This is a genomic window from Cohnella soli (genome assembly GCF_042655525.1).
Lineage (GTDB): Bacteria > Bacillota > Bacilli > Paenibacillales > Paenibacillaceae > Cohnella > Cohnella soli.
Genome location: NZ_JBHSMI010000028.1, coordinates 179,539 through 200,404 on the forward strand (window position 1 = coordinate 179,539; position 20,866 = coordinate 200,404).

At 55.1% G+C, this 20,866-nt stretch carries 19 protein-coding genes and 2 riboswitches; of the genes, 12 read left to right on the plus strand and 7 right to left on the minus strand.

What is annotated here, in order from left to right:
• The first annotated feature begins 151 nt into the window (after nucleotides 1-151).
• A complete protein-coding gene (locus tag ACFPOF_RS17090; protein ID WP_378134767.1) occupies nucleotides 152-826 on the plus strand; it encodes an HAD family hydrolase in 675 nt (224 codons plus the stop codon).
• A 258-nt stretch (nucleotides 827-1,084) separates the two neighbouring features.
• On the plus strand, nucleotides 1,085-1,489 hold the full coding sequence (locus tag ACFPOF_RS17095) for a hypothetical protein (RefSeq protein WP_378134768.1): 405 nt from the start codon (nucleotides 1,085-1,087) through the stop codon (nucleotides 1,487-1,489).
• A 13-nt stretch (nucleotides 1,490-1,502) separates the two neighbouring features.
• Here ACFPOF_RS17095 and ACFPOF_RS17100 read toward each other — a convergent pair whose 3' ends face one another.
• The 3 genes from ACFPOF_RS17100 to ACFPOF_RS17110 all read right to left on the minus strand — a co-directional run bounded on the left by ACFPOF_RS17100 (nucleotide 1,503) and on the right by ACFPOF_RS17110 (nucleotide 4,237).
• The gene (locus tag ACFPOF_RS17100) at nucleotides 1,503-2,585 is read right to left on the minus strand and encodes a DUF418 domain-containing protein (RefSeq protein ID WP_378134771.1); all 1,083 of its coding nucleotides are present in this window, start codon (nucleotides 2,583-2,585) and stop codon (nucleotides 1,503-1,505) included.
• Complete coding sequence (locus ACFPOF_RS17105; RefSeq protein WP_378134773.1) at nucleotides 2,582-3,373, minus strand: helix-turn-helix domain-containing protein; 792 nt, start codon at nucleotides 3,371-3,373, stop codon at nucleotides 2,582-2,584. Before ACFPOF_RS17105 ends, ACFPOF_RS17100 begins: the two co-directional genes overlap by 4 nt.
• A gap of 171 nt (nucleotides 3,374-3,544) precedes the next feature.
• Entirely contained in the window at nucleotides 3,545-4,237 is a 693-nt protein-coding gene (locus ACFPOF_RS17110; protein WP_378134774.1) for a peptidylprolyl isomerase, read from the minus strand.
• Between the two features lie 264 nt (nucleotides 4,238-4,501).
• A riboswitch (cyclic di-AMP (ydaO/yuaA leader) is annotated at nucleotides 4,502-4,697 on the plus strand.
• Between the two features lie 103 nt (nucleotides 4,698-4,800).
• Nucleotides 4,801-4,978, plus strand: a riboswitch (cyclic di-AMP (ydaO/yuaA leader).
• 116 nt (nucleotides 4,979-5,094) lie between these two features.
• Here ACFPOF_RS17110 and ACFPOF_RS17115 point away from each other — a divergent pair.
• The 9 genes from ACFPOF_RS17115 to ACFPOF_RS17155 all read left to right on the plus strand — a co-directional run bounded on the left by ACFPOF_RS17115 (nucleotide 5,095) and on the right by ACFPOF_RS17155 (nucleotide 16,449).
• On the plus strand, nucleotides 5,095-5,532 hold the full coding sequence (locus tag ACFPOF_RS17115) for a hypothetical protein (protein WP_378134776.1): 438 nt from the start codon (nucleotides 5,095-5,097) through the stop codon (nucleotides 5,530-5,532).
• Between the two features lie 99 nt (nucleotides 5,533-5,631).
• Nucleotides 5,632-5,709, plus strand: a complete 78-nt coding sequence (locus tag ACFPOF_RS17120) for a potassium-transporting ATPase subunit F (protein WP_378136017.1) — start codon at nucleotides 5,632-5,634, stop codon at nucleotides 5,707-5,709.
• Between the two features lie 13 nt (nucleotides 5,710-5,722).
• Entirely contained in the window at nucleotides 5,723-7,402 is a 1,680-nt protein-coding gene (gene kdpA, locus ACFPOF_RS17125; protein ID WP_378134778.1) for a potassium-transporting ATPase subunit KdpA, read from the plus strand.
• A gap of 17 nt (nucleotides 7,403-7,419) precedes the next feature.
• The gene (gene kdpB, locus ACFPOF_RS17130; protein ID WP_378134780.1) at nucleotides 7,420-9,456 is read left to right on the plus strand and encodes a potassium-transporting ATPase subunit KdpB; all 2,037 of its coding nucleotides are present in this window, start codon (nucleotides 7,420-7,422) and stop codon (nucleotides 9,454-9,456) included.
• Between the two features lie 43 nt (nucleotides 9,457-9,499).
• Nucleotides 9,500-10,108, plus strand: coding sequence for a potassium-transporting ATPase subunit KdpC (gene kdpC / locus ACFPOF_RS17135; protein ID WP_378134782.1), 609 nt, complete (start codon nucleotides 9,500-9,502; stop codon nucleotides 10,106-10,108).
• A gap of 65 nt (nucleotides 10,109-10,173) precedes the next feature.
• Complete coding sequence (locus ACFPOF_RS17140) at nucleotides 10,174-12,522, plus strand: histidine kinase (RefSeq protein WP_378134784.1); 2,349 nt, start codon at nucleotides 10,174-10,176, stop codon at nucleotides 12,520-12,522.
• 65 nt (nucleotides 12,523-12,587) lie between these two features.
• Nucleotides 12,588-14,327 carry an ABC transporter ATP-binding protein gene (locus ACFPOF_RS17145; RefSeq protein ID WP_378134786.1) on the plus strand — a complete coding sequence of 580 codons (1,740 nt, stop codon included), beginning with the start codon at nucleotides 12,588-12,590 and terminating at the stop codon, nucleotides 14,325-14,327.
• Entirely contained in the window at nucleotides 14,308-16,161 is a 1,854-nt protein-coding gene (locus ACFPOF_RS17150; protein WP_378134788.1) for an ABC transporter ATP-binding protein, read from the plus strand. The genes ACFPOF_RS17145 and ACFPOF_RS17150 overlap by 20 nt, the downstream gene beginning before the upstream one ends.
• A gap of 30 nt (nucleotides 16,162-16,191) precedes the next feature.
• Nucleotides 16,192-16,449 (plus strand): DUF6953 family protein, encoded by a 258-nt coding sequence (locus ACFPOF_RS17155; protein WP_378134790.1) that lies wholly within the window; start codon nucleotides 16,192-16,194, stop codon nucleotides 16,447-16,449.
• Between the two features lie 51 nt (nucleotides 16,450-16,500).
• Here the strand turns inward: ACFPOF_RS17155 and ACFPOF_RS17160 are convergent, their stop codons facing one another.
• The 4 genes from ACFPOF_RS17160 to ACFPOF_RS17175 form a co-directional block, all read right to left on the minus strand.
• On the minus strand, nucleotides 16,501-17,049 hold the full coding sequence (locus tag ACFPOF_RS17160) for a L,D-transpeptidase (protein WP_378134792.1): 549 nt from the start codon (nucleotides 17,047-17,049) through the stop codon (nucleotides 16,501-16,503).
• 175 nt (nucleotides 17,050-17,224) lie between these two features.
• Nucleotides 17,225-17,440 carry a hypothetical protein gene (locus ACFPOF_RS17165; protein WP_378134794.1) on the minus strand — a complete coding sequence of 72 codons (216 nt, stop codon included), beginning with the start codon at nucleotides 17,438-17,440 and terminating at the stop codon, nucleotides 17,225-17,227.
• Nucleotides 17,441-17,675: 235 nt separating this feature from the next.
• Nucleotides 17,676-18,515 carry a hypothetical protein gene (locus ACFPOF_RS17170; RefSeq protein ID WP_378134796.1) on the minus strand — a complete coding sequence of 280 codons (840 nt, stop codon included), beginning with the start codon at nucleotides 18,513-18,515 and terminating at the stop codon, nucleotides 17,676-17,678.
• A 206-nt stretch (nucleotides 18,516-18,721) separates the two neighbouring features.
• Complete coding sequence (locus ACFPOF_RS17175; protein ID WP_378134798.1) at nucleotides 18,722-19,402, minus strand: SOS response-associated peptidase; 681 nt, start codon at nucleotides 19,400-19,402, stop codon at nucleotides 18,722-18,724.
• A 203-nt stretch (nucleotides 19,403-19,605) separates the two neighbouring features.
• Between ACFPOF_RS17175 and ACFPOF_RS17180 the strand changes: the two genes are divergently transcribed.
• A complete protein-coding gene (locus tag ACFPOF_RS17180) occupies nucleotides 19,606-20,844 on the plus strand; it encodes an MDR family MFS transporter (RefSeq protein WP_378134800.1) in 1,239 nt (412 codons plus the stop codon).
• Nucleotides 20,845-20,866: the final 22 nt, after the last annotated feature.

Here is a 20,866-nt window from a genome sequence, read left to right on the forward strand (position 1 = left end):
AGCACTGTTCTAGGATGGGCTGATGGCACAGCCCTGAACTTGGGAGTTGCACGAAGCAGAAATGCACAGAGTGCGCTAACTACCCAAGAATCCCACGCCTTTAGCCGTGTGGAGTGTCAAGCCAAATAGAGAAACGGGAGTGTGGGAGTAGATGGCATTGAGAGCAGTTGTGTTCGACTTCGACGGAACGTTGGTAGATACGGAGACTAGTGCTTACGAGTCTATCAGCAGCGTCTATGCGGATCATGGGCAAAAGCTTGAGCTGGAAACTTGGGCCGTATGCATCGGAACGCTCGGCGGCTTCGATCCTCATGCGGATCTGCAGCGCAGGACGGGGAAAACATTGAACAAAGATGAACTGTACAAGTTGCACCGGGCTAGACATGCCGAGCGGCTGCAAAATGCTACCCTACGTCCCGGCGTACTTGAACGGTTGGCAGAGGCGCACAGCTTGGGCTGGAAGATCGGCCTCGCTTCTAGCTCGGACCGTGCGTGGATAGAGAAACATCTAGGCAAACAAGGAATCAGAGATCGTTTCGAAGTTATCTGTTCCTCTGATGATGTGAAGCGGGTGAAGCCCGATCCTGAGCTGTATATCCGCGCGGTCGAGGCACTCGGCGTCAGGCCGGGCGAGGCGCTTGCGATCGAGGATTCGATGAACGGGCTGCGCGCCGCGAAAGCCGCCGGCTTATGGGGCTTGGCCATTCCGAATCCGGTGACGGCGCAGATGAACTTCTCGGAAGCCGACGTCCTCGTCGACAGCTTGGATAGAACGACGTTCGCTCAAATTGAAGCGACGCTGCAATCGCGTATCGCGCAGAAATAAATGTAGAGGCTGTCTCATAAGTGAGATGAGTAAGTCCGGTTTGAGAGACTGTCGACTAATTTTTGAGGGAGCAATTTACTGCAGAGACTGCTAAAACACGGCTGTCAGATCGATTTTATTTTTTCTCACTTTTGATGATCCTCCATAAAAACCGATCTGGGAGCGGAAATTGCTCATCATTAATCGACAGTCTCTTTACCTGACTAAGCGCTCGTTATCTCGCATCCGCGCCGCTCTAATTCGGTTCCACCTGACTACGTGCTCGTTATCGCGCTTCCGCGCCGCTCTAATTCGGTTCCACCTGACTACGTGCTCGTTATCGCGCTTCCGCGCCGCTCTAATTCGGTTCCACCTGACTACGTGCTCGTTATCGCGCATCCGCGCCGCTCTAATTCGGTTCCACCTGACTACGTGCTCGTTATCGCGCTTCCGCGCCGCTCTAATTCGGTTCCACCTGATTACGTGCTCATTATCGCGCTTCCGCACCGCTCTAATTCGGTTCCACCTGACTACGTGCTCGTTATCGCGCTTCCGCACCGCTCTAATTCGGTTCCACCTGATTACGTGCTCATTATCGCGCTTCCGCGCCGCTCTAATTCGGTTCCACCTGACTACGTGCTCGTTATCGTGAAGGCCAATTTGTTCAATTTGTTCGTCCGGTGACTCTCCACGAGACTCAGCTTAATTTTCTCATGAGCAACTCTACCGGCCCCCTGTCCATCCGCCTTCTCCACACTGTCGAGAAAAGGATGGCGAAGATGAAGTAGGCGGTCGCGTAGGCCAGCGCAAAAGCGAGATTGCCATTTTCCAAATATCCGAATACCTCAAGCACCCCTAATCCGATCACGACATGCCCGATATAATGAGACAAAGATAATTGCCCTGTGCTAATTACAGCTTGAGTAAGACGAGACGGCTCGAACTTGTCGATCGCGTACAGACAGATTGCAATGATGCCCAAAGACGAACAAGTGCCCGAGAGAATGTACAAAGCGGTTGGCGGCATCGGTTTCGTTCCGAAAAGATAGGTCGCGGATTCGTGGTCTAACCATGGAGAAGTCCACCTGATCAGCAAATAAGACACGGTTTCCAAAGCTACGACACCCAGCAATGAAAACGATAGCAGCCTCGCTCGATTTTCCCGGTTCAGCCAATCCCTTCTCCCGATCCACATCCCAACGAGGAAAAAACACAACCAAGGAAACACAGGATGAAATCCGTTAAACAACAGATTTCGAACGAACCCATCCAACGTCCAGAAGCCGCTGTATTCGTGGAACTCTGCATTCCATCCTGCGCTGTAATCGAGTACGAGCAACAACATCTGCGATACAAGCAATACGATCGGGATCAGAACGAGAAGTATGCGATCGGATGCTGTGAAAAGGAAGGCAGCAACAAACAGGAACACGGCATAGTAGTGTAAAATATCGGCGCTCCAGCCGATGAGCAATAGAAACGTGCCGGCGGCAAGCAGGAATGCGGCTCTGCGAAATAAGCTGTTTCGGCTCTGGCGGATGAGCGAAGAATCCATCGTTCTCCGTGCTTTCGATGTCATTAACGATACCCCGACTCCGGCCAGCACAACGAACAAAGCCGATGCTCGCCCTTCGAACACCCCCGCGATTGCGCGTAACCACGCAGGTCCATCATTGTCCGCCTTCATGGCGGGCTTATAGTTCACGATAATCATACCGAAGATCGCCAGCGCTCTGGCCAGATCGAGAGCGGTGATCCGTGCTTTCGATGAAGGATTCATCTGCGAACCTCCTTGCAGGTACGATCCGTAGGCGAGATCAGAGCTTGCAGTTCGTAATGCAGCTTGTGTTTGCTGAACAAGGATAAATACGATTTCTCAATCAGGACCATAGGCCCCTGGATGATGTAACCCTGATCGGCCGCGCAGTTGCTGAATTGCTCGATCATTTGATCCATTTCGTCATCCTGATCAGCAGGCCGCTGCAACGTAAGATATTCGCCCTCTGGCATAACGAGATCGCCAGGCGCTTCCGTTTCGGTGTACAACGTCAGCCGATTCGAATCATCCCAAACATAATGAATGTCCGACTCGAACAAATGGGGAACTCGCCGCGCCCGTTCGACTATCTGTCTAGCGCCAAGGTTCGCGCTCGGATCCATTTCGACCAACCTTGCGAGGTGAACGGCGTCTCGCTGCTTAATCGCATATGGGCTGCTCAGGGAGCTGTAGCTTTGCTGTTCATGCAGCACTTTACGGATGAATTGCCGAAGCTGCTCCAACCGCTTCAATTCGTCCTCTACGTCATGCAAAAAGTGCTGAAGAAGATGTCGGGATTGATCCGCAGAATAATTGTCCATGCACTCTTTCAGAAGTCCGACGGGCACGCCGAGCTTTCGCAGCAGCAAAATATGCGAAAGCCGATAAATTTCGTCCATACCGTACATGCGGTACTGGTTGTCGCTTGTATAGGCCGGCTCGAGCACGCCTTTTTCCTCAAAATATCGAATTTGATGAACGGACACATTCATGAGTCTAGCCAACTCGCTGATCGTAATTTCGCTTTTCATGGGACACACTCCACTTCTGCATAAAGCTTGGGATGCCTATACTGTACACTTTAGGTCAGACCTAAGGTCAAGGGGCATAGCAAATGTTGAGCGCACAAAAAAGGCGATGCCGCCGAATAACGGAAATCATCCGTTCGTTCGGCGGCATCGCCCTACTCTTTTATTGAGAAGTTACTTGATAATCTCCGGTTCCGGAGCGTCAGCACCGCGCGTATCGACAGTTACTTTCTTCATAACTGGAGGTGTCTTCGGACGATCGTTCGCACCTTTTGACGAGTTCACGATCTCGTTAACGACGTCCATGCCTTCGGTTACTTTGCCGAAGGCGGCATATGCGCCATCGAGGTGAGGGGCGGGAGCGACCATAATGAAGAACTGGGAGCCAGCGCTGTTCGGGTTCCCGGAACGCGCCATAGAGAGGACGCCTTCCGTATGTTTCAGGTTGTTCTCGAAGCCGTTCTGTGAGAATTCGCCGGCGATCGAGTAACCTGGTCCGCCCATGCCGGTGCCTTCAGGGTCGCCGCCCTGGATCATAAAGTTAGGAATTACGCGGTGGAAAATGGTGCCGTCGTAGAACCCTTTTTTGACGAGCGAAATAAAGTTGTTAACGGTGTTCGGGGCGATTTTCGGGTACAGTTCGATGGTGATTGTTTTGCCGCTGTCCATCTCGATTGTTACGATTGGGTTATCTCCGCTAGTGTCTACTCCGTTCATTGCAGAAGCCTCCTGTGTGGCGGCAGCTCCGTTGCCGGAAGTTGCCTTTGAATTTTGGTTTTCTTCTTTCTTGCCGCAGCCTGAAGCTACGAGCAACAGAGCGATGAGCGCGATTAGCGCCAGGGTCAAGCGATTACGCGAAGTGCTCATTACAAGTCCCCCTTTGATCTCTCTATTTCCCTTCGAAATTATATCATTTGACTGGCGAGGAATCCAACCTCTCCCGTGTCGGAATATTGGCCGCAATCAAGAAAGCGTGAAAGATAGCGAGCGTAAAAGAGCTTTCTGGAGCTTGGGACCGTTGTAAGCGGTACAAAAAACAGGGCTGGCAAAATATGCGTGCAGGCCGCTTGCGGCATTGCTTTACAAGGAACGGAGTCAGGAGTAATATTCGATTCAGCAATTCAAATGTTCCATTCGTAATCGCTGAGTTTCCGCGAAAATGCGGAAAACGGGGGAACCAATCGATGGCGCGCGTGCGGTGTGAGAGCCGCGCCCGCGCCGTCCGGGGTGAATCCCGAAGCGCCGTTCCTAGGGCGGCGCTTCGGGTAGGGCGACTCTCACCGCCCGAATCCGACAGCTAACCTCGTAAGCGTTGAAGTGCTTCGTCTTGATCGGTGTTGACCGGTTCCGGGCGTTCGCACGTTGGGGAGAGGATGATGGACTTGTGACCTTCACGGCCGCAGGGTTTATTCCTCTGCGGTTTTTGTTATGCCATTTTATCGCTGAATTCCTGTGAGCAGGAAGCGGGGGAACCAGACGGACGGGCTTTAGCGCCGACGTCCATGGGGTGAATCCGGAAAGGCGGGAGCTGCAGCTCCGCCGACCGGTAGGGCGACTCTCGAGCCCGAATCCGACAGCTAACCTCGTAAGCGTACCGAGAGAGGCGACTCATGATCGTGACGGCACGGTTTATTCGACCATGTCCGGAAGCCACGAGAAGTTCCCTCTTCCTGCGGCTTCTTTTTTTATGCCAGCCGCGGGTCCAATTTCAGGAGGAGAAAACATTGGCCCATCCCAATATCGTACTCGTGTCGGCGCCTACGCCGGCCGGCGAGTCGTTCGTCAAGCTGCTTCAAACCCGGAACGTCCCGTTCGCGGTTATCGTGAACAACGCGGCGGAACGCAAGCGTATGTCCATAATCGGCGCCGATCGCATCGTCGAAGTGAATACCGCCAAAGAAGAAACGTGGATCGTTCCCGAAGTCGAAGTCGGCAAAGTATTTTTATTCGAATCGAGTCTCGCGCTCATCTGCCGATACATTCAAATTTGCCGCAGTTGGACAACGGAGCCGATTTACGTCCTGACGGAAAGCCATCAGCCGCGCCATGTGTACAAAGGACTGGGAGCCAGTTATGTCATTCATAGCCACGGGTTGAACTGCGAGTTTCTTGTCACCGACGATTTGATCGAAACTGCTAAAGGGGGCTCTTTCCATGCTTGATCTTTATATGATTGCATTGTTGGCGGGTGTTTTCGCACTGTTTTACGGTTTCCTTGTCTGGTGCGGCCGGGTCGTCGACGGAGAGAAAGGGGATCGCCCATGATTATCGTATCGATCGTCGCGGCGGCCGTCTTTCTGTATCTGATATACGCATTGGTGAATCCGGAGAAGTTCTAGGGGAGGAAAGGCTATGGGCCTGTTGCAAATCGTCATCGTTCTGGCGGTGCTGGCGCTGCTAGTGAAACCAGTCGGAAGTTATGTATATCATGCGTTCTCTAATGAACCTAGTCGGCAAGATCGTATTTTCGGCGGCTTCGAACGGTTGATCTATAAGCTTATCGGGTTGAAAAATCGGGAAGGCATGACGTGGAAAAAGTACGCGCTCGCGTTTCTGCTGACCAATATCGTTCTTGTGGCGGTTGGTTACTTGATTTTACGGGTACAGAAATATTTGCCGTTGAACCCGAGCGGCATCGATAACATGGAACAGACGCTTTCTTTTAACACGATTACGAGTTTTATGACCAATACGAACTTGCAGAACTATAGCGGGGAATCGGGCTTGTCCTACTTCTCTCAGATGGCTGTCATCATCATGATGATGTTCACGTCGGCGGCGACCGGCTTCTCGGTGGCGATCGCATTCGTCAGAGGTATCACGAGCAAGGGCGAGACGATCGGGAACTTCTTCGAAGATTTCGTGAAGGCACATACCCGGATTTTCCTGCCGACGGCCGTTCTTGCGACGCTGCTGCTCGTCGCGCTGCAAGTGCCGCAAACGCTCGATCCAACGGTGACGGTAACGACGCTCTCCGGTGCCGTGCAGAACATCGCGATCGGTCCGGTTGCCGCGCTGGAGTCGATCAAACATCTGGGCACGAACGGCGGCGGTTTCTTCGGCGCCAACTCGGCTCATCCATTCGAGAATCCGACCCCGCTGACGAACGTCATCGAAATATTGTCCATGTGGACGTTGCCCGCGTCTCTTCCTTATGTATACGGGCGCTTCGCTCGCAACCGCAAGCAAGGCTGGGTTGTGTTCGGGGCAATGATGACACTGTTCCTTGCATTCCTCGCGCTCATCTACTTCTCGGAGCTGCGAGGCAATCCCGCGATCAACGCGATGGGAATCGATGCGTCGCAAGGCAGCATGGAAGGCAAGGAAGTCCGCTTCGGCATTCCGCAATCCGCCTTGTTCACTGCCGTCACGACTGCGGCGACGACCGGAACGGTCAACAACATGCACGACACGCTTACACCGCTCGGCGGCCTTGGCGCGCTCGGCGAGATGATGCTGAACGTTGTATTCGGCGGCAAAGGCGTAGGGCTGATCAATATGCTGATGTACGCGATATTGGGCGTTTTCTTATGCGGGCTGATGGTCGGACGTACGCCGGAATTTCTCGGTCGCAAAATAGAGCCGAAGGAAATGAAGCTGATCGCGGTAGCAATTCTCGCCCATCCGTTCATTATTCTCGTTCCGACGGCGATCGCGTTCCTGACCGATCTCGGGCAAGGGTCCATCTCGAATCCGGGTTCCCACGGCATCACGCAGGTGCTGTACGAATACACGTCCTCAGCTGCCAATAACGGTTCCGGTTTCGAAGGGTTGGCCGACAATACGCCGTTCTGGAACATTACGACGGGGCTCGTCATGTTACTTGGCCGTTACGTCTCGATGATCGCCATGCTGGCAGTGGCCGGTTCGCTTGTGCGCAAGATGCGAGTACCGGAGACGGTCGGTACGTTCCGGACGGATAACACGCTTTTTTACGGCATACTGATCGGCACGGTATTAATCATCGGTGCGCTGACTTTCTTGCCGGCCATCGTACTCGGTCCGATCGTGGAACATTTGAAATTAGGATAATGACGAGGTGAACGCGCATGAGCGCCAATCGCAAATCAATGCTGACGGCTGCGATCGTAAATCGCGCAATCAAAATCAGCTTTCTGAAATTAAACCCGCGCAGCATGATGAAAAATCCGGTCATGTTTGTCGTCGAAGTCGGGACGGCCGTCGTGCTGCTGATGACGCTTTTCCCGGGAGCTTTCGGCGGGACGAAGGACGATGTCGGATTTAATGCGGCGGTATTTTTTATCCTGCTTGTAACCGTCCTGTTCGCGAACTTCGCGGAAGCTCTTGCGGAAGGCCGGGGCAAAGCGCAGGCCGATGCTTTGAAAAACACCAAGAAGGACATTCAAGCGAGAAAACGCGTCGGCGCTCAAGGCGTCGCGATCGTAGCTTCGACTGAACTGCGCAAAGGCGACATCGTCATCGTGGAACAGGGAGAGATGATTCCGGGAGACGGCGAAGTCATCGAAGGTCTCGCTTCTGTCGACGAATCGGCCATTACCGGCGAATCCGCTCCGGTCATCAAGGAAGCGGGCGGCGATTTCAGTTCCGTCACCGGCGGCACGCGCGTCGTCAGCGACCGAATCGTCGTTCGCATCACGAGCGATCCGGGGGAAACGTTCATCGACCGGATGATCTCGCTCGTCGAAGGCGCGAAACGGCAGAAAACGCCGAACGAGCTGGCGCTGAATACGCTGCTGACGAGTTTGACGCTTATTTTCCTCATCGTCATCGTAACGCTCGGCCCGATCGCGAAGTACTTGGGCATCGAATTGCAAGTACCCGTGCTGATCGCCTTGCTCGTATGCCTGATCCCGACGACGATCGGAGGATTGCTGTCCGCCATCGGCATCGCGGGGATGGACAGGGTTACCCGGTTTAACGTGCTGGCGATGTCCGGGAAAGCGGTTGAAGCGGCAGGAGATATCAATACGGTCATTTTGGATAAAACCGGCACCATCACCTACGGGAACCGGATGGCGTGTGAATTTGCGTCCGTCGGACAGTCGAGCGAGAAGGAGCTTGCGTCATGGGCTGTCATCAGCTCCTTGCAGGATGAAACGCCGGAAGGTCGCTCGGTACTGGAACTATCGAAGAAGCTCGGGTTCTCTTATGACGAAGCAATAGCCGCGGATGGTGTTTTTGTCGAATTCAAAGCGGAAACTCGCATGAGCGGCGTCGATCTGAGAGACGGACGTCAAGTGCGCAAAGGCGCCGTGGATGCGGTGAAGAAATGGGTAGCGGCGCAAGGCGGAACGATTCCCGTCGATCTGGATGCCGGAAGCGACGCCATCGCAAGGGAAGGCGGAACTCCGCTGGCGGTTGCCGTAGATCATCGAATTTACGGGCTCATTTATTTGAAGGATACGGTTAAGCCCGGCATGCGGGACAGGTTCGAGCAAATGCGCCAGATGGGCATCAAGACGATCATGTGCACCGGCGACAACCCGCTGACCGCCGCGACGATCGCTCGGGAAGCGGGCGTGGACGAATTTATCGCCGAAAGCAAGCCGGAAGACAAAATCGCGGTCATTCGACGCGAACAGTCGGAAGGCAAACTTGTCGCCATGACCGGTGACGGTACGAACGACGCGCCGGCGCTTGCTCAGGCGGATGTCGGACTTGCGATGAACAGCGGCACGGTTGCCGCCAAAGAAGCGGCGAACATGGTCGATCTCGATTCCGACCCGTCCAAAATTATCGAAGTCGTATCCATCGGCAAGCAACTGCTCATGACGCGTGGCGCTCTAACGACGTTCAGCATCGCGAACGATATCGCCAAATATTTCGCCATCATCCCGGCGATGTTCATACTGGCGATTCCCGAGATGAGCGTCCTTAACATCATGGGGCTCGGCTCGCCGAAGTCGGCGATATTATCGGCGTTAATCTTTAACGCCATCATTATTCCGCTTCTGATTCCGCTAGCGATGAAGGGCGTCGCTTACAAAGCGCTGAGCGCGTCGAAGCTGCTCTCCCGTAACATCATCGTCTACGGACTTGGCGGCGTAATCGTTCCGTTCATCGGCATCAAGCTGATTGACCTGATTGTGCATTTGTGGGTGTAAGGTGTTCCATCCAGGCTGTTTCTGAATGAAAGGGGAGTTTTCTATGGAAAATCAAATGGCAACGGTTCGCGGCGGTGTCGGCGTCTCTTATGCAGCGGTTGCGGTGCGAGCTAGTTTAGTATTCATTCTATTGTGCGGCATCATTTATCCGCTTGCCTGCACGGGCCTTGCACAGTGGCTCATGCCGCATCATGCGAACGGCAGCTTAATCAAGGACGCGTCCGGCCGAACGGTCGGTTCCGAACTGATCGGTCAGACGTTCTCCGATCCGAAGTATTTTCAGGGGCGTATCTCGAGCATAGATAATAACGCGGCAGGCTCCGGCTCGAACAACTACGCGCCGTCCAACCCGGATATGCTGCAACGGACGAAGGACTCGATCGAAGCGTGGAAGCAAGCCAATCCGGACGTTCCGGTCTCCAAGCTGCCGATTGCCCTCGTGACGAACTCCGGCTCTGGACTTGATCCGCACATAACGCCGGCCTCCGCCGAAGTGCAAATTCCGCGAATCGCCAAGCTGACGGGAATAGCGGAAGAGAAGCTGCGGGAACTCGTCGCCAAGCATACCGAAGGCCGGGATCTCGGTTTGTTCGGGGAACCGCGCGTGAACGTGCTGAAATTAAATATCGATTTGCAAACGTTGCTTCAATAAATAAGGAATCCCGCCTGCCGTCCGGGTAGGCGGGACATCGTGCGCAAACGGGAGGGAAGTCCCAAATGGACGGGTTTCGTCGCAAGACGCCTGAAGAGCTGCTCGAATCGATCGTTAAAATCCGCAGCGGCAGGCTCAAAGTGTACATCGGGGCGATCGCGGGCTCGGGCAAAACCTATCATATGCTGCGGGAGGGACAGACGCTCAAGAGCCAAGGCATCGACGTCGTGGTGTGCGCCGTGTCGACGAAACGAAGGCCGGAGACGGTCGAGCAGCTCGAAGGACTGGAACGCGTTCCGAGCCTACATTGGATGGAGGGAGAGACGGAGAAGAAAGATTTGAACGTCGAAGCGCTGCTCGAGCGCAATCCCGAAGTGGTGCTCGTGGATGGACTTGCGCACCGCAATCGACCGGGCGCGAAATTCGCAACCCGGCTGGAAGATATTCAATTTCTGCTTGGACGGGGAATCAGCGTCATCGCGACGGTGAATGTCTATGAGCTTGAAGGGATGAAGGAACTGGCTCATAAGCTGACCGGCATTGAGGCGGAGGCCGCGATTCCAGCGGATACGCTCGAGCAAGCGGACGAAGTTCGCTTGATCGACGTCAGCCCGGAGACGATATTGAAGAGGCTCAATGAGGGTAACTTGCGGAATATGAGCTTGAAGGATTCGGCGCTGCTCAGGAGAGGCAATATCGGCAAACTCCGCGAGCTCGCGTTACGGCTGATGGCCGAAGACGTGAACGAGTCGTTGGAGCGCCACCGGGAGAGGCAAGGCTTAGTTGGCCCATCCGGAGCGGCGGAGCGGATTCTCGTCGCCGCGCAATATCATTGGAACAGCTCAATCTATATTCGCCGAGGTCAGCAGATCGCGAAGCGCCTCGGAGGAGACTTGCGCATCGTCGCGTTTACGAAACCAGGTCTTCCGCTGCCGAAGGAGAAAGCTGCGTTCAAGAGAGCGATCATGAAGTTGGCCGAGAAAGTCGGCGCCGAGTTCGAGGAACTCCCGCTGCGAAGCCGCCGCCGATTGCCTAGCGCGCTCGTTCGATACGCGGTGAAACATAACGCGACCCGCATCGTGCTCGGTCATTCCAAGACGAGCTTCTGGCAAGATTTCTGGCGGGGATCGGTCTCAGAAGGCATTTTGCGCAAGACGAAAAACGTCGACGTATTTTTTATGGCGGACCGCGCGGATTACGACGGGGAACGCGTGCTGCCGACGAAGTCTGCCCCAACCCGATTGCGTTCGGAAGACGAAACCTACCGACGGCTGACGGAGGAAGAAATCGAGCGGAAAATCGAGCGGATTCGCCGGGGCAAGTTCAAAGTATATGTTGGCGCGGCCCCTGGCGTCGGGAAGACGTACATGATGCTGCGGGAAGGCAACGATCTGCTGCGCCGGAATATCGACGTCGTTATCGGGTTACTGGAAACGCACGGACGCGCCGAGACGCTGGCGCAAGTCGGAGAACTGGAGACGATCGCTCGCGCGAAGCGAGTGTACAAAGGCGTTGAGCTCGAGGAAATGGACGTGCCGGCCATCATCGCGAGAAATCCCGAAGTGGTCCTGATCGACGAACTGGCTCATACGAACGTGCCGGGCAGCGACACCCGTAAAAGATACGAAGACGTACTTGCCGTGCTCGAAGCCGGCATCTCCGTCATTTCGACGGTGAACGTGCAGCATCTGGAAAGCCTGAACGACGCCGTGGAACAGATTACGGGCGTACGCGTCCGGGAGACGGTGCCGGACAGCATCTTGAAGCTCGCAGACGAGGTTGAACTGATCGACGTCGCGCCGAAGGCTCTGCAGCAGCGCATGCGCGAAGGTAAAGTATACGCGATGGACAAAGTCGCTCAGGCGCTCGGCAACTTCTTCACGACGGGCAATCTGATCGCGCTCAGAGAGCTGGCGTTGAGGGAAATCGCGGACGATGTAGACGAGCGGCTGGAGGCGTGGGAGCGGGGCGGATCGCTGCGCGGACCATGGCGCAGACGGGAAAGTATTTTCGTCTGCGTGACGACGAGCCGCAACGCGGACCGTCTGATCCGCCGGGGATTTCGGATCGCTCATCGGCTGAAGGCGGAATGGCATGTGATGTTCGTCTGCCGCGGAGGCATGATAAGTGAGGAAGAGCGCGGCAGAATCGAGGCGATGCGCGACTTGACGGAGCGGCTCGGCGGCAAGTTTGAGATCGGGCAGGCAGCCTCGAGAGGCAAAGTGGCGGACGCGCTTCTGCAGAAGGCCGGGCAACTTCGCGCTACGCAGATGATTGTCGGACAGTCTGCCCGCGACTTCAAGTCTGCGTTGTTTCGGGTTTCCGTCGTTGGCGCGATTGTGCGGCATGGCCGGCGTATGGATGTTCTTGTCGTCGCCGATTACGATCCGCGCATTCGGTTGGACGACGGATGACGAGTTTCCATGTGCGGGAAAATGGGAGTACAATGGGGAGAGCTACTCGGCCCGGAGGAACGCCTATGAAACTCGTTTTTCATTATTTGAACAAATATCGAGGGGCCGCCTGGATGGCGGTTTTTCTCATGCTTGTCGAGCTCGCGGTGGAGCTCGCGCAGCCTTTGCTGATCTCCCGTATTATCGACGACGGCATCGTTCCCGGCGATCGATCCGTCGTCCTGCTATGGAGCGGAATTCTGATTGGCGGCGCTGTAATCGCGTTCGGCGCGGGCGTATTAAGCTCCTTCTACGCGGCGCATGTGAGCCAGAGCATCGGCTACGATTTGCGTGAAAGACTGTATGGCAAAATCCAAGGTTTCGCCTACGCGGTGTTTAACCGTTTTCCGACGTCATCGCTCATTACCCGGCTTACGAACGACGTCACCCAAGTACAAGATACGACGTTCATGGGATTGCGATTCATGCTTCGCATGCCGCTCGTTGTCGTAGGAAGCATCATCATGGCGCTTGTCGTTCATGCCCAGCTTGGCTTCTTGTTGCTACTCACTGTTCCGCTTCTTGTCTGGTTCGTCGTATGGATGGTGCGGAAGGCGGCCGGATTGTTTGGCAACGTTCAGCGTAGGCTAGATGCGGTGAACGGCGTCATGCAGGAAAACTTAAGCGGCATGCGGCTCATCCGCGTGTTCGTCAGAAGAACGACGGAAGGCGAACGGTTTGCTCGCAGCAGCGGCGAATTGATGCGGGCGACGATGTCCGCTTTGCGTCTCACGGAGATGACGCAGCCTTTCATTGTTCTCATCATGAACGCAGGCATTATCGCCGTGCTTGCTTTCGGACGCTTGGAGATCGTGGCGGGAACGGCGACGACAGGCGTTGTCGTCGCGATCGTGAACTATTCAATCCGGACGTCGGGAGCTCTGGCGACATTGTCCGGACTTGTAGCGGCATTCTCTCGAGCGAGAGCTTCGGCGGACCGGATCGGCGAGACTTTGGAGACGGAGGGGGACTCGGCATCCGACCGCGTTAATCGTTCGCCCGAAGGCATACGGGAAGGCGCTGTCGCTTTCGAACGGGTGACATTCAACTACCCGGGAACGTCCGCTGCCGCGCTGGAAGAAGTCACATTCGAGGCGAAGCCGGGAGAGACGGTTGCCATATTGGGCGCGACGGGTTCAGGCAAGTCTTCGCTTGTCCAGTTGATCGTCCGGTTGTACGAGGAAAGCGAAGGCGTTGTCCGCATCGACGGGAAAGCGGCGAACGAGTGGAATGCACAGCAGCTTCACGAGTCGATCGGTTACGTGCCGCAGGAAGTTGTTCTGTTCACTGGAACGATACGGGACAACATCGCATGGGGGTTGGACAACGTCCCGATGGAGCGCATCGAGGAAGCGGCCAGACAGGCGCAAATTCACGATACGATTATCGGACTGCCACACGGATATGAGACGTTGCTTGGGCAGAAGGGCATTAACTTGTCCGGCGGTCAGAAGCAGCGCGTGTCCATCGCTAGAGCACTGGTTCGGCAGCCGGCGATTCTGCTGCTAGACGACAGCACGAGCGCGCTCGACGTCAAGACGGAAGCGGCGCTGCTTGCCGAGATCGGAAAGACGGCGTGCACGACGTTCCTTGTGACGCAGAAGATCAGTTCGACGATCAATGCCGATCTGATCTTGCTGCTCGACGATGGGCGTCTGATCGGGCAGGGGGATCATGGGCATCTAATTGAGACGAGTCCGTTGTACCGTCGCATCTACGCATCTCAATACGGGGAGGAGGATTCTCATGTGGGAAGCGTTACGTGAACCTTTTCGATACCCAAAACCAAAGATGGAGCTGCCCAAAGGCGGAGCGATCGGGCTCGGCGTTCAGCCGGGAGGCAAAATAAAGCAGGTGCAGAAAGCGAAAGACTGGCGAGCGACGCTGCGGCGCGTCTGGCAGTACCTCGCGCGGCGCAAAGGGCGTCTAAGTCTTGTGCTGCTTATGGTGCTGCTTAGTTCTGGGCTTTCTTTGCTTGGGCCGTACATGATCGGACAAGCGATCGACCGATATTTGGGAGGCGAGGGAGGCGCGGATTGGGCGTTGTTCTTGACGGGACTGGCGGCGGTCTACGTCCTCGGGTCCGTCGTCGGCTGGCTGCAGAACATCTGGATGATCGGCATCGCGCAGGAGACGGTGTACCGTATGCGGATGGAGTTGTTCGCCCATTTGCACCGGCTTCCGATTCCTTTTTATGCTAAGCGGCAGCGCGGGGAATTGATGAGCCGGATGACGAACGACATGGACAACGTCAGCTCTACGCTGAACAGCTCTGCGATCCAACTGTTCTCCAGCGCGCTGATGCTGTCCGGCACTGTCGTCGTTATGCTGTTGCTTAGTCCGTTGCTTACGCTGCTGACGTTTCTCATCGTACCACTTATGATGATCGGGATGCGCTGGATTACGCGGCGGACGAGCGTGTTGTTCAAAGAGCGGCAGCGCAACCTGGGAGATATCAACGGCTATATTGAAGAGACGCTTTCCGGACAGCGGCTCGTTAAAGCATTTTCGCAAGAAGAGCGGGTTTTGCGTGAATTTGGCGAACGCAACGAACGTATCCGTCATTCCGGGTTCTGGGCGCAGAGCATTTCGGGTTTTATTCCGAAAGTCATGAACAGCTTAAACAACCTCAGCTTCGCGATCATCGCGGGGGCGGGAGGGCTGCTCGCGATTCGGGGCCACGTCACGGTTGGCGTGATCGTCGTGTTCGTCGAGTACGCGAGGCAGTTCACGCGGCCGTTGAACGATCTGGCGAATCAGTGGAATACGTTGCTGTCCGCCATCGCTGGCGCGGAGCGGGTGTTCGAGATCATGGACGAGGATTCGGAGACGAAGGACGAAGCGGGGGCGAGGGAGCTGTCGCCGGCGAAAGGGGCCGTTGAATTCCGGGATGTATCGTTCTCGTACAATGCGGGAGAGCCTACGCTGAAGAACATCAGTTTCTCGGCGTTTCCCGGCGAGACGATTGCGATCATCGGGCCGACGGGAGCGGGCAAAACATCGCTTATCCAGTTGCTGTCGCGTTTTTATGAGCCAGATTCGGGACTCATTACGGTCGACGGGCAAAATATTGCCGAAGTGCGCAGGGAAAGCTTACGTTCGCAGATGGCGTTCGTACTCCAGGATTCGTTCCTGTTCGAAGGTACGATCCGGGAGAACATCCGTTATGGCAAGCTAGATGCGACGGACGAGCAAGTGGAGGCGGCAGCGAAGCTGGCTAACGCCCACTCGTTTATCGTACGCTTGCCTGGCGGTTACGATAAAGTGCTGCAAGGAGACGGAAGCGGCATCAGCCAAGGGCAGAAGCAGTTGCTCGCCATCGCGCGGGCGATTCTCGCCGATCCGGCCATTCTTGTTCTCGACGAGGCGACGAGCAGCATCGACACGGTGACGGAAATCAAAATCCAAGAAGGGCTGCAGCGGCTTATGGAAGGACGCACGAGCTTCGTCATCGCCCACCGGCTGAACACGATCCGTAAGGCGGACCGCATTCTCGTGCTGAAGGACGGTCGGGTCGCCGAGAGCGGCTCGCACGAGGAACTGTTGGCGCAGAAGGGCTTATACAGCGATCTTTATTACGGCTATGTGCAGTTGCATTGATGGGCATTCAGAAAGGGGGAATTATTGCCAATGGAACAAGAACGTACGGCCGAGGAAGCGGCGAAGTGGATGTTCGGCAGAATGAGGGACGCAGGCGTTCTGTATCAGGAGGAAGCTGTCTCGTACATACGCGAGCATTTCGGCGAGCAGTTCGTCTTCGTTAACGAGAACGGGCATGCATCGATAGACAAAGAAGTGAAGAAGGCGTTCAAGAAACTCCACGGCGGCAAAGCCGCGTGGGACCGGGACGCCTTCTACTGGGGCTGGACATCGGCCATTAAAGAATAGAGGACGAACGGAGCGGAGGAAGCCGGAGCATGTATGTGCCGTCCGCTCCGGTTACATTTTTTTTGTGATAAGCACCGGAGTGGACGTCTTGATCTGGTCATACAGCCAGTGGACGTCCTTGTTGTGCATGCGGATGCAGCCTGCGGAAACGTACTTGCCAATAGACTTCTCGTTATTGTTGCCATGAATGCCGTAAGCATAGGACGTCTTTCCATTGATGGTCACTTCGAGGCCGAGCCAGCGGTCGCCGAGCGGATTGCGCGGGTCGCCGCCTTTGATTTTCTCTTTGTAGTAGGGTCGATTTTTGATTTTCTCGTGCACGGTGAACAAGCCTTCCGGCGTATAGGAAGGCTTCTTTCCTGTGGCGACCGGGAATGATTTCACAAGCTTGCCTTCCTCGTAAAAATAAAGCTTGTTCGTCGATTTGTCGATCAGTATAAACTGTTCGTATTTCGCGTATTTGGCGTATTTCTGCGCCAATTGCGATGTCGTTGCGGCCGTTGCCGCGCTTGCGTTCGCACAGGCGAACAACGCCATGACGAGCGATAGCGCTAGCAGCAAAATGCTGGTTTTTCGCCCGAGAGCGAATCTTATGCCCATTGCCACACCCTCCGAATTCGAAAATACAGCATTATATGCGGAGACGTGCGGGAATATGGGCATTTTCAGGCTCATCGGACAAAATCGGGCTTTCGGGCTTTGCAAGGGGGTCTGGTTGATCGGAGGCGTTCAGCAACTCGTCACAAGCCCGCCCGGCAGTGTCGTTGTCGATACCTTAGCGCTGTCTAACCTCATAAAACTCGCAGTCCGTGCGGGAATGATATGCGAAGTCGCCTACGCCGGACTGAACAACAATGGTGTTTCCATCGTAGCGGACAATTGTGCCTCCGCTGTCCACAATGTGATCGTCCTTGAAAACGCGCAGCCGCGCATGGCGCAGCATGGCATCTTCGAAATCGGAATCGGTCATCAGCCGAATGTTTAATGCCATAGATACGATAACTCCTTCTCGTTCGCGACGGGGAGCGGCAGGCTCGATCGTGTGCCATGCCGCTCTCCCGTTTTGCGGAATCGGAGTCTATTATACCGCAGTGCGATCAAGACGACACTTCCGTGAGAAGCTGTGAATTCGTGATCAGTGACAAATGGTTGCGCGCTGCTAGCTCGCTTTCCGAATCCGGCAGCGTCTCCAGCCGTAATGGCGGTCGATGCCGCGGGGGCGGCGGCTACGCATATCGGGCCTTCGTCTCGGCGACGATCTCGTTGATTTTGCTTTCGAGAGCGAGTATTTTCTGCTGTCGTTCGACGATCTGCCGCGAAAGCGTCGTCAGCATCTGAAGCGAGTCGAGCGTGCCTCTTGCGTCGGCTTTCTTGGAGACGCGCTTAAAGTTCGACCACGCGGGAGAACGGCTGCTCCGAGGCAGACTCGCCGCGCTCCGGTGAGCCTTGATCTGTGTCTGAAGCGGCTCAACAGTGGCAAGCCAATCTCTCGCTGCTTTAATTTTACGCGCGGCGTCGGCTTTGGCGACTTGCTGGGCTTCTGTCTTGGCGCGGATGCTCTCGCGAGCGAGTTGGACGGGCAGCTTCATCGCATCGGCTTGCATTCGCAGCAAGGAGATTAGCGATTTATTCTTGAGCAGCTTGGCGGCGGCAATCTGTTTGTTCAGATTGGCGTAAAAGTCGAAAAGCGGACGATAACGCGCTTTCGCTTGCTTGACCTGCTCGTCGAGTGCAGCCAGCTTGCTTGCATCGATATCACGGATTCGTTTGCGCGCCGCACCTATTGCTTCTTCGTTGGCGAAATGCGTGTCTTTGATCTGTGCCTCAAGAGTGACGTCTTGCGCGAGCAGGGAACTGAAATCGTTGTAGAGCCGGGTCAGCTTGGCCGCGTTCCCTTCGTCTGCCGCCTTGACGGTTGCATCGAATGCGGCTTTGACGGGAGCGTTCAGCTCGATCGAGGCCGCTGCCGACACCGGAGTAGGTGCGGTAGTGAGGCCGATGTACAGCAGGGCGGAGAGCAGGACAAGCGTGATTTTCGTTACGTTTGTTCGGAATGACATGGACATGGGGATTCCTCCTTCGAGAAATGGTTTAGTTTGGCGCCGAACGCAAAAAGCACCCGCAAGCAAGGCCGTCGCAGGGCCTTGGCTTACGGGTGCTTCCTCGTAAGGTGTTCACGCAATACGCTAAAATTTGGTTGTGTCGTTCACTATACCTGATCGTTTGAAAGGATGTCAAGAGGTTTTAGAGAACATGTGTTCTATTGGTAGGTTCAAAATAAAACCATCTGCTCCTCGATCAGTTCCGGCGAGTCGTTCTTAACGTTACCGACGAGCTGTGAGACGGGGTATGCTCGCATTTTCTCCGCCTCGTAAGGAACGAGCATCTTAGTCAGTCGCGTGACATCAACGTTGCTGCGGGCTAGCCACTCCGCTTCGTTTTCAGGGTGCAAAATGACCGGCATTCGATCGTGGATATCGGCAACCAGGCCATTTGGCGTCGTTGTGATGATCGTGCACGTGTGCAGCTTGCTGCCGTCGGGAGAGAGCCATGAGTCGTAGAGTGCGGCCATCGAGAAGACGGCTCCATCTTTGAGTGTGATGCGCATCGGCTGTTTCGCGTTCCCGTTTTTCTTCCACTCATAGAAACCGTCGGCCGGCACGATGGCCCTTTTGCGGCGAATCAACTGTTTGAACGACGGTTTCTCAAGAATCGTTTCCGCACGCGCGTTAATCATTTTGCTGCCGCTTTTGTCGTCCTGTGCCCATGAAGGAACGAGTCCCCAGCGCAGCGCGCCGAGCCTATTCGCGTTCCCGTCATTTATGACGGCAGACACCATCTGGGTCGGCGCTACATTATATTTCGGCGAGTGGTAGAGGTCGTCTGTCGACATACATGAATACCGCAGCAAAAGTTCCTCTAGGGTCATTTCGATCGTAAATCTTCCGCACATCGTCCGTCCCCTCCAATGAATTCAGTATATAAGCAACCGGAGCAAGAATCCAACGGGGAAGCTTGTTTGTCGCCATTCGCCCAAATAATTGCTGGCAATCGGCAATGGATGAGAGTAAGATAAGGAATATATAAATCCGGTATTTATGAAACTTGATTTCATCAGGTGAAACTAATTGAGGCGGCGAACGGAGGCGCAACAGCATGAAAAACAGCAAAATGTACAGTCGGCTTCTTGAATTCGGACGCACCTATCACCCGATCGTGCACTCTTTGCTCGTAGGTACGATCCTGGCGCGTCTTGCCTCTTCCATGAGTTTGCCGTTTCTGGCGATTTATTTGGCGAAGCATACGGAATTAAGCGCGGTTATGATCGGTGTTATCATCGGCGCTGGTCCGCTTGCCGGTACGGTTGGCGGGTTCGTCGGCGGAGCGATGTCGGACTTGTTCGGACGACGGAAAATATTGCTGGGGGCACTGTTCGGGTGGGCGGTCGTGTTCTTCGGCTTCGCGTTATCCGATAGCGCGGTGTTGTTTTTCCTGTTCAGTATGCTGAACGGGCTGTGCCGATCTTTCTACGAACCGGTGTCGCAGGCGCTCATGGCAGATTTGTCGCCAAAGGAAATCCGATTCAAAGTGTTCTCCCTTCGCTACTTGGCGATCAACGTAGGCGTTGCGGTCGGCCCGCTGCTCGGTGCGCTGTTCGCGGCGCTGGACAGCACGCTGCCTTTTCTCATCACCGCAGTCATCTATTTGGTGTACGCCGTTGCGCTGTATGTGCTGTTGAATCGGTTCGGCATTCGCCGTATCGAGGGGGAGCAGAAGGCTGGACAGACGTTTCGCACCGTCCTGAACGTCGTTCGTTCTGATCTTGTGCTTCGCTACTTCTTGCTCGGAAGTATAATTACCGCCATCAGTTACTCGCAGATGACAGTCACATTGTCTCAATATGTCGGCGAAAAATTTGCGGATGGCGTTACGCTGTTCGCCGTTATGATGAGCGTGAACGCGGTTACCGTCGTCGCTCTGCAATTGTCTTTTACGAAATGGGCGGACAAGCATAAGCCGATTACCGTGCTGACTGTCGGTGTCATTTTCTATGTGATCGGTAATATCGGTTTCGCTTTTTCGGTCGGATGGATTACATTTATCGCTTCGATGATCGTGTTCACGTTCGGCGAAATGCTGACTTTCCCGGCGGGCAACATTCTTACCGATCGGATTGCGCCGGAAGGAATGAGAGGGGCTTATTACGGAGCTCAATCGTTCAGCAACCTGGGCCATTTTCTCGGTCCGTGGGTTGGCGGTCTCCTGCTCAGTCGTTATAACGGAACGTTGCTGTTTCTGGCGATGGCAGTCGTTGCGTTGTTTGCGATCGTGTTTTATAGAGCGGGGGAAACGTTGATCAATACCGGCAAGGCGAAAATACGCGAATCGACCTAGGCTAGGCGCTTTCAAGCACTGT

What these genes read in the sequence shown, in the direction of transcription:
- ACFPOF_RS17090 (WP_378134767.1), top strand. Translation starts at nt 152, where the DNA reads ATGGCATTGAGAGCAGTTGTGTTCGACTTCGACGGAACGTTGGTAGAT.
- ACFPOF_RS17100 (WP_378134771.1), bottom strand. Translation starts at nt 2,585, where the DNA reads ATGAATCCTTCATCGAAAGCACGGATCACCGCTCTCGATCTGGCCAGA.
- ACFPOF_RS17105 (WP_378134773.1), bottom strand. Translation starts at nt 3,373, where the DNA reads ATGAAAAGCGAAATTACGATCAGCGAGTTGGCTAGACTCATGAATGTG.
- ACFPOF_RS17110 (WP_378134774.1), bottom strand. Translation starts at nt 4,237, where the DNA reads ATGAGCACTTCGCGTAATCGCTTGACCCTGGCGCTAATCGCGCTCATC.
- ACFPOF_RS17120 (WP_378136017.1), top strand. Translation starts at nt 5,632, where the DNA reads ATGATTATCGTATCGATCGTCGCGGCGGCCGTCTTTCTGTATCTGATA.
- kdpA (WP_378134778.1), top strand. Translation starts at nt 5,723, where the DNA reads ATGGGCCTGTTGCAAATCGTCATCGTTCTGGCGGTGCTGGCGCTGCTA.
- kdpB (WP_378134780.1), top strand. Translation starts at nt 7,420, where the DNA reads ATGAGCGCCAATCGCAAATCAATGCTGACGGCTGCGATCGTAAATCGC.
- kdpC (WP_378134782.1), top strand. Translation starts at nt 9,500, where the DNA reads ATGGAAAATCAAATGGCAACGGTTCGCGGCGGTGTCGGCGTCTCTTAT.
- ACFPOF_RS17140 (WP_378134784.1), top strand. Translation starts at nt 10,174, where the DNA reads ATGGACGGGTTTCGTCGCAAGACGCCTGAAGAGCTGCTCGAATCGATC.
- ACFPOF_RS17145 (WP_378134786.1), top strand. Translation starts at nt 12,588, where the DNA reads ATGAAACTCGTTTTTCATTATTTGAACAAATATCGAGGGGCCGCCTGG.
- ACFPOF_RS17150 (WP_378134788.1), top strand. Translation starts at nt 14,308, where the DNA reads ATGTGGGAAGCGTTACGTGAACCTTTTCGATACCCAAAACCAAAGATG.
- ACFPOF_RS17155 (WP_378134790.1), top strand. Translation starts at nt 16,192, where the DNA reads ATGGAACAAGAACGTACGGCCGAGGAAGCGGCGAAGTGGATGTTCGGC.
- ACFPOF_RS17160 (WP_378134792.1), bottom strand. Translation starts at nt 17,049, where the DNA reads ATGGGCATAAGATTCGCTCTCGGGCGAAAAACCAGCATTTTGCTGCTA.
- ACFPOF_RS17165 (WP_378134794.1), bottom strand. Translation starts at nt 17,440, where the DNA reads ATGGCATTAAACATTCGGCTGATGACCGATTCCGATTTCGAAGATGCC.
- ACFPOF_RS17170 (WP_378134796.1), bottom strand. Translation starts at nt 18,515, where the DNA reads ATGTCCATGTCATTCCGAACAAACGTAACGAAAATCACGCTTGTCCTG.
- ACFPOF_RS17175 (WP_378134798.1), bottom strand. Translation starts at nt 19,402, where the DNA reads ATGTGCGGAAGATTTACGATCGAAATGACCCTAGAGGAACTTTTGCTG.
- ACFPOF_RS17180 (WP_378134800.1), top strand. Translation starts at nt 19,606, where the DNA reads ATGAAAAACAGCAAAATGTACAGTCGGCTTCTTGAATTCGGACGCACC.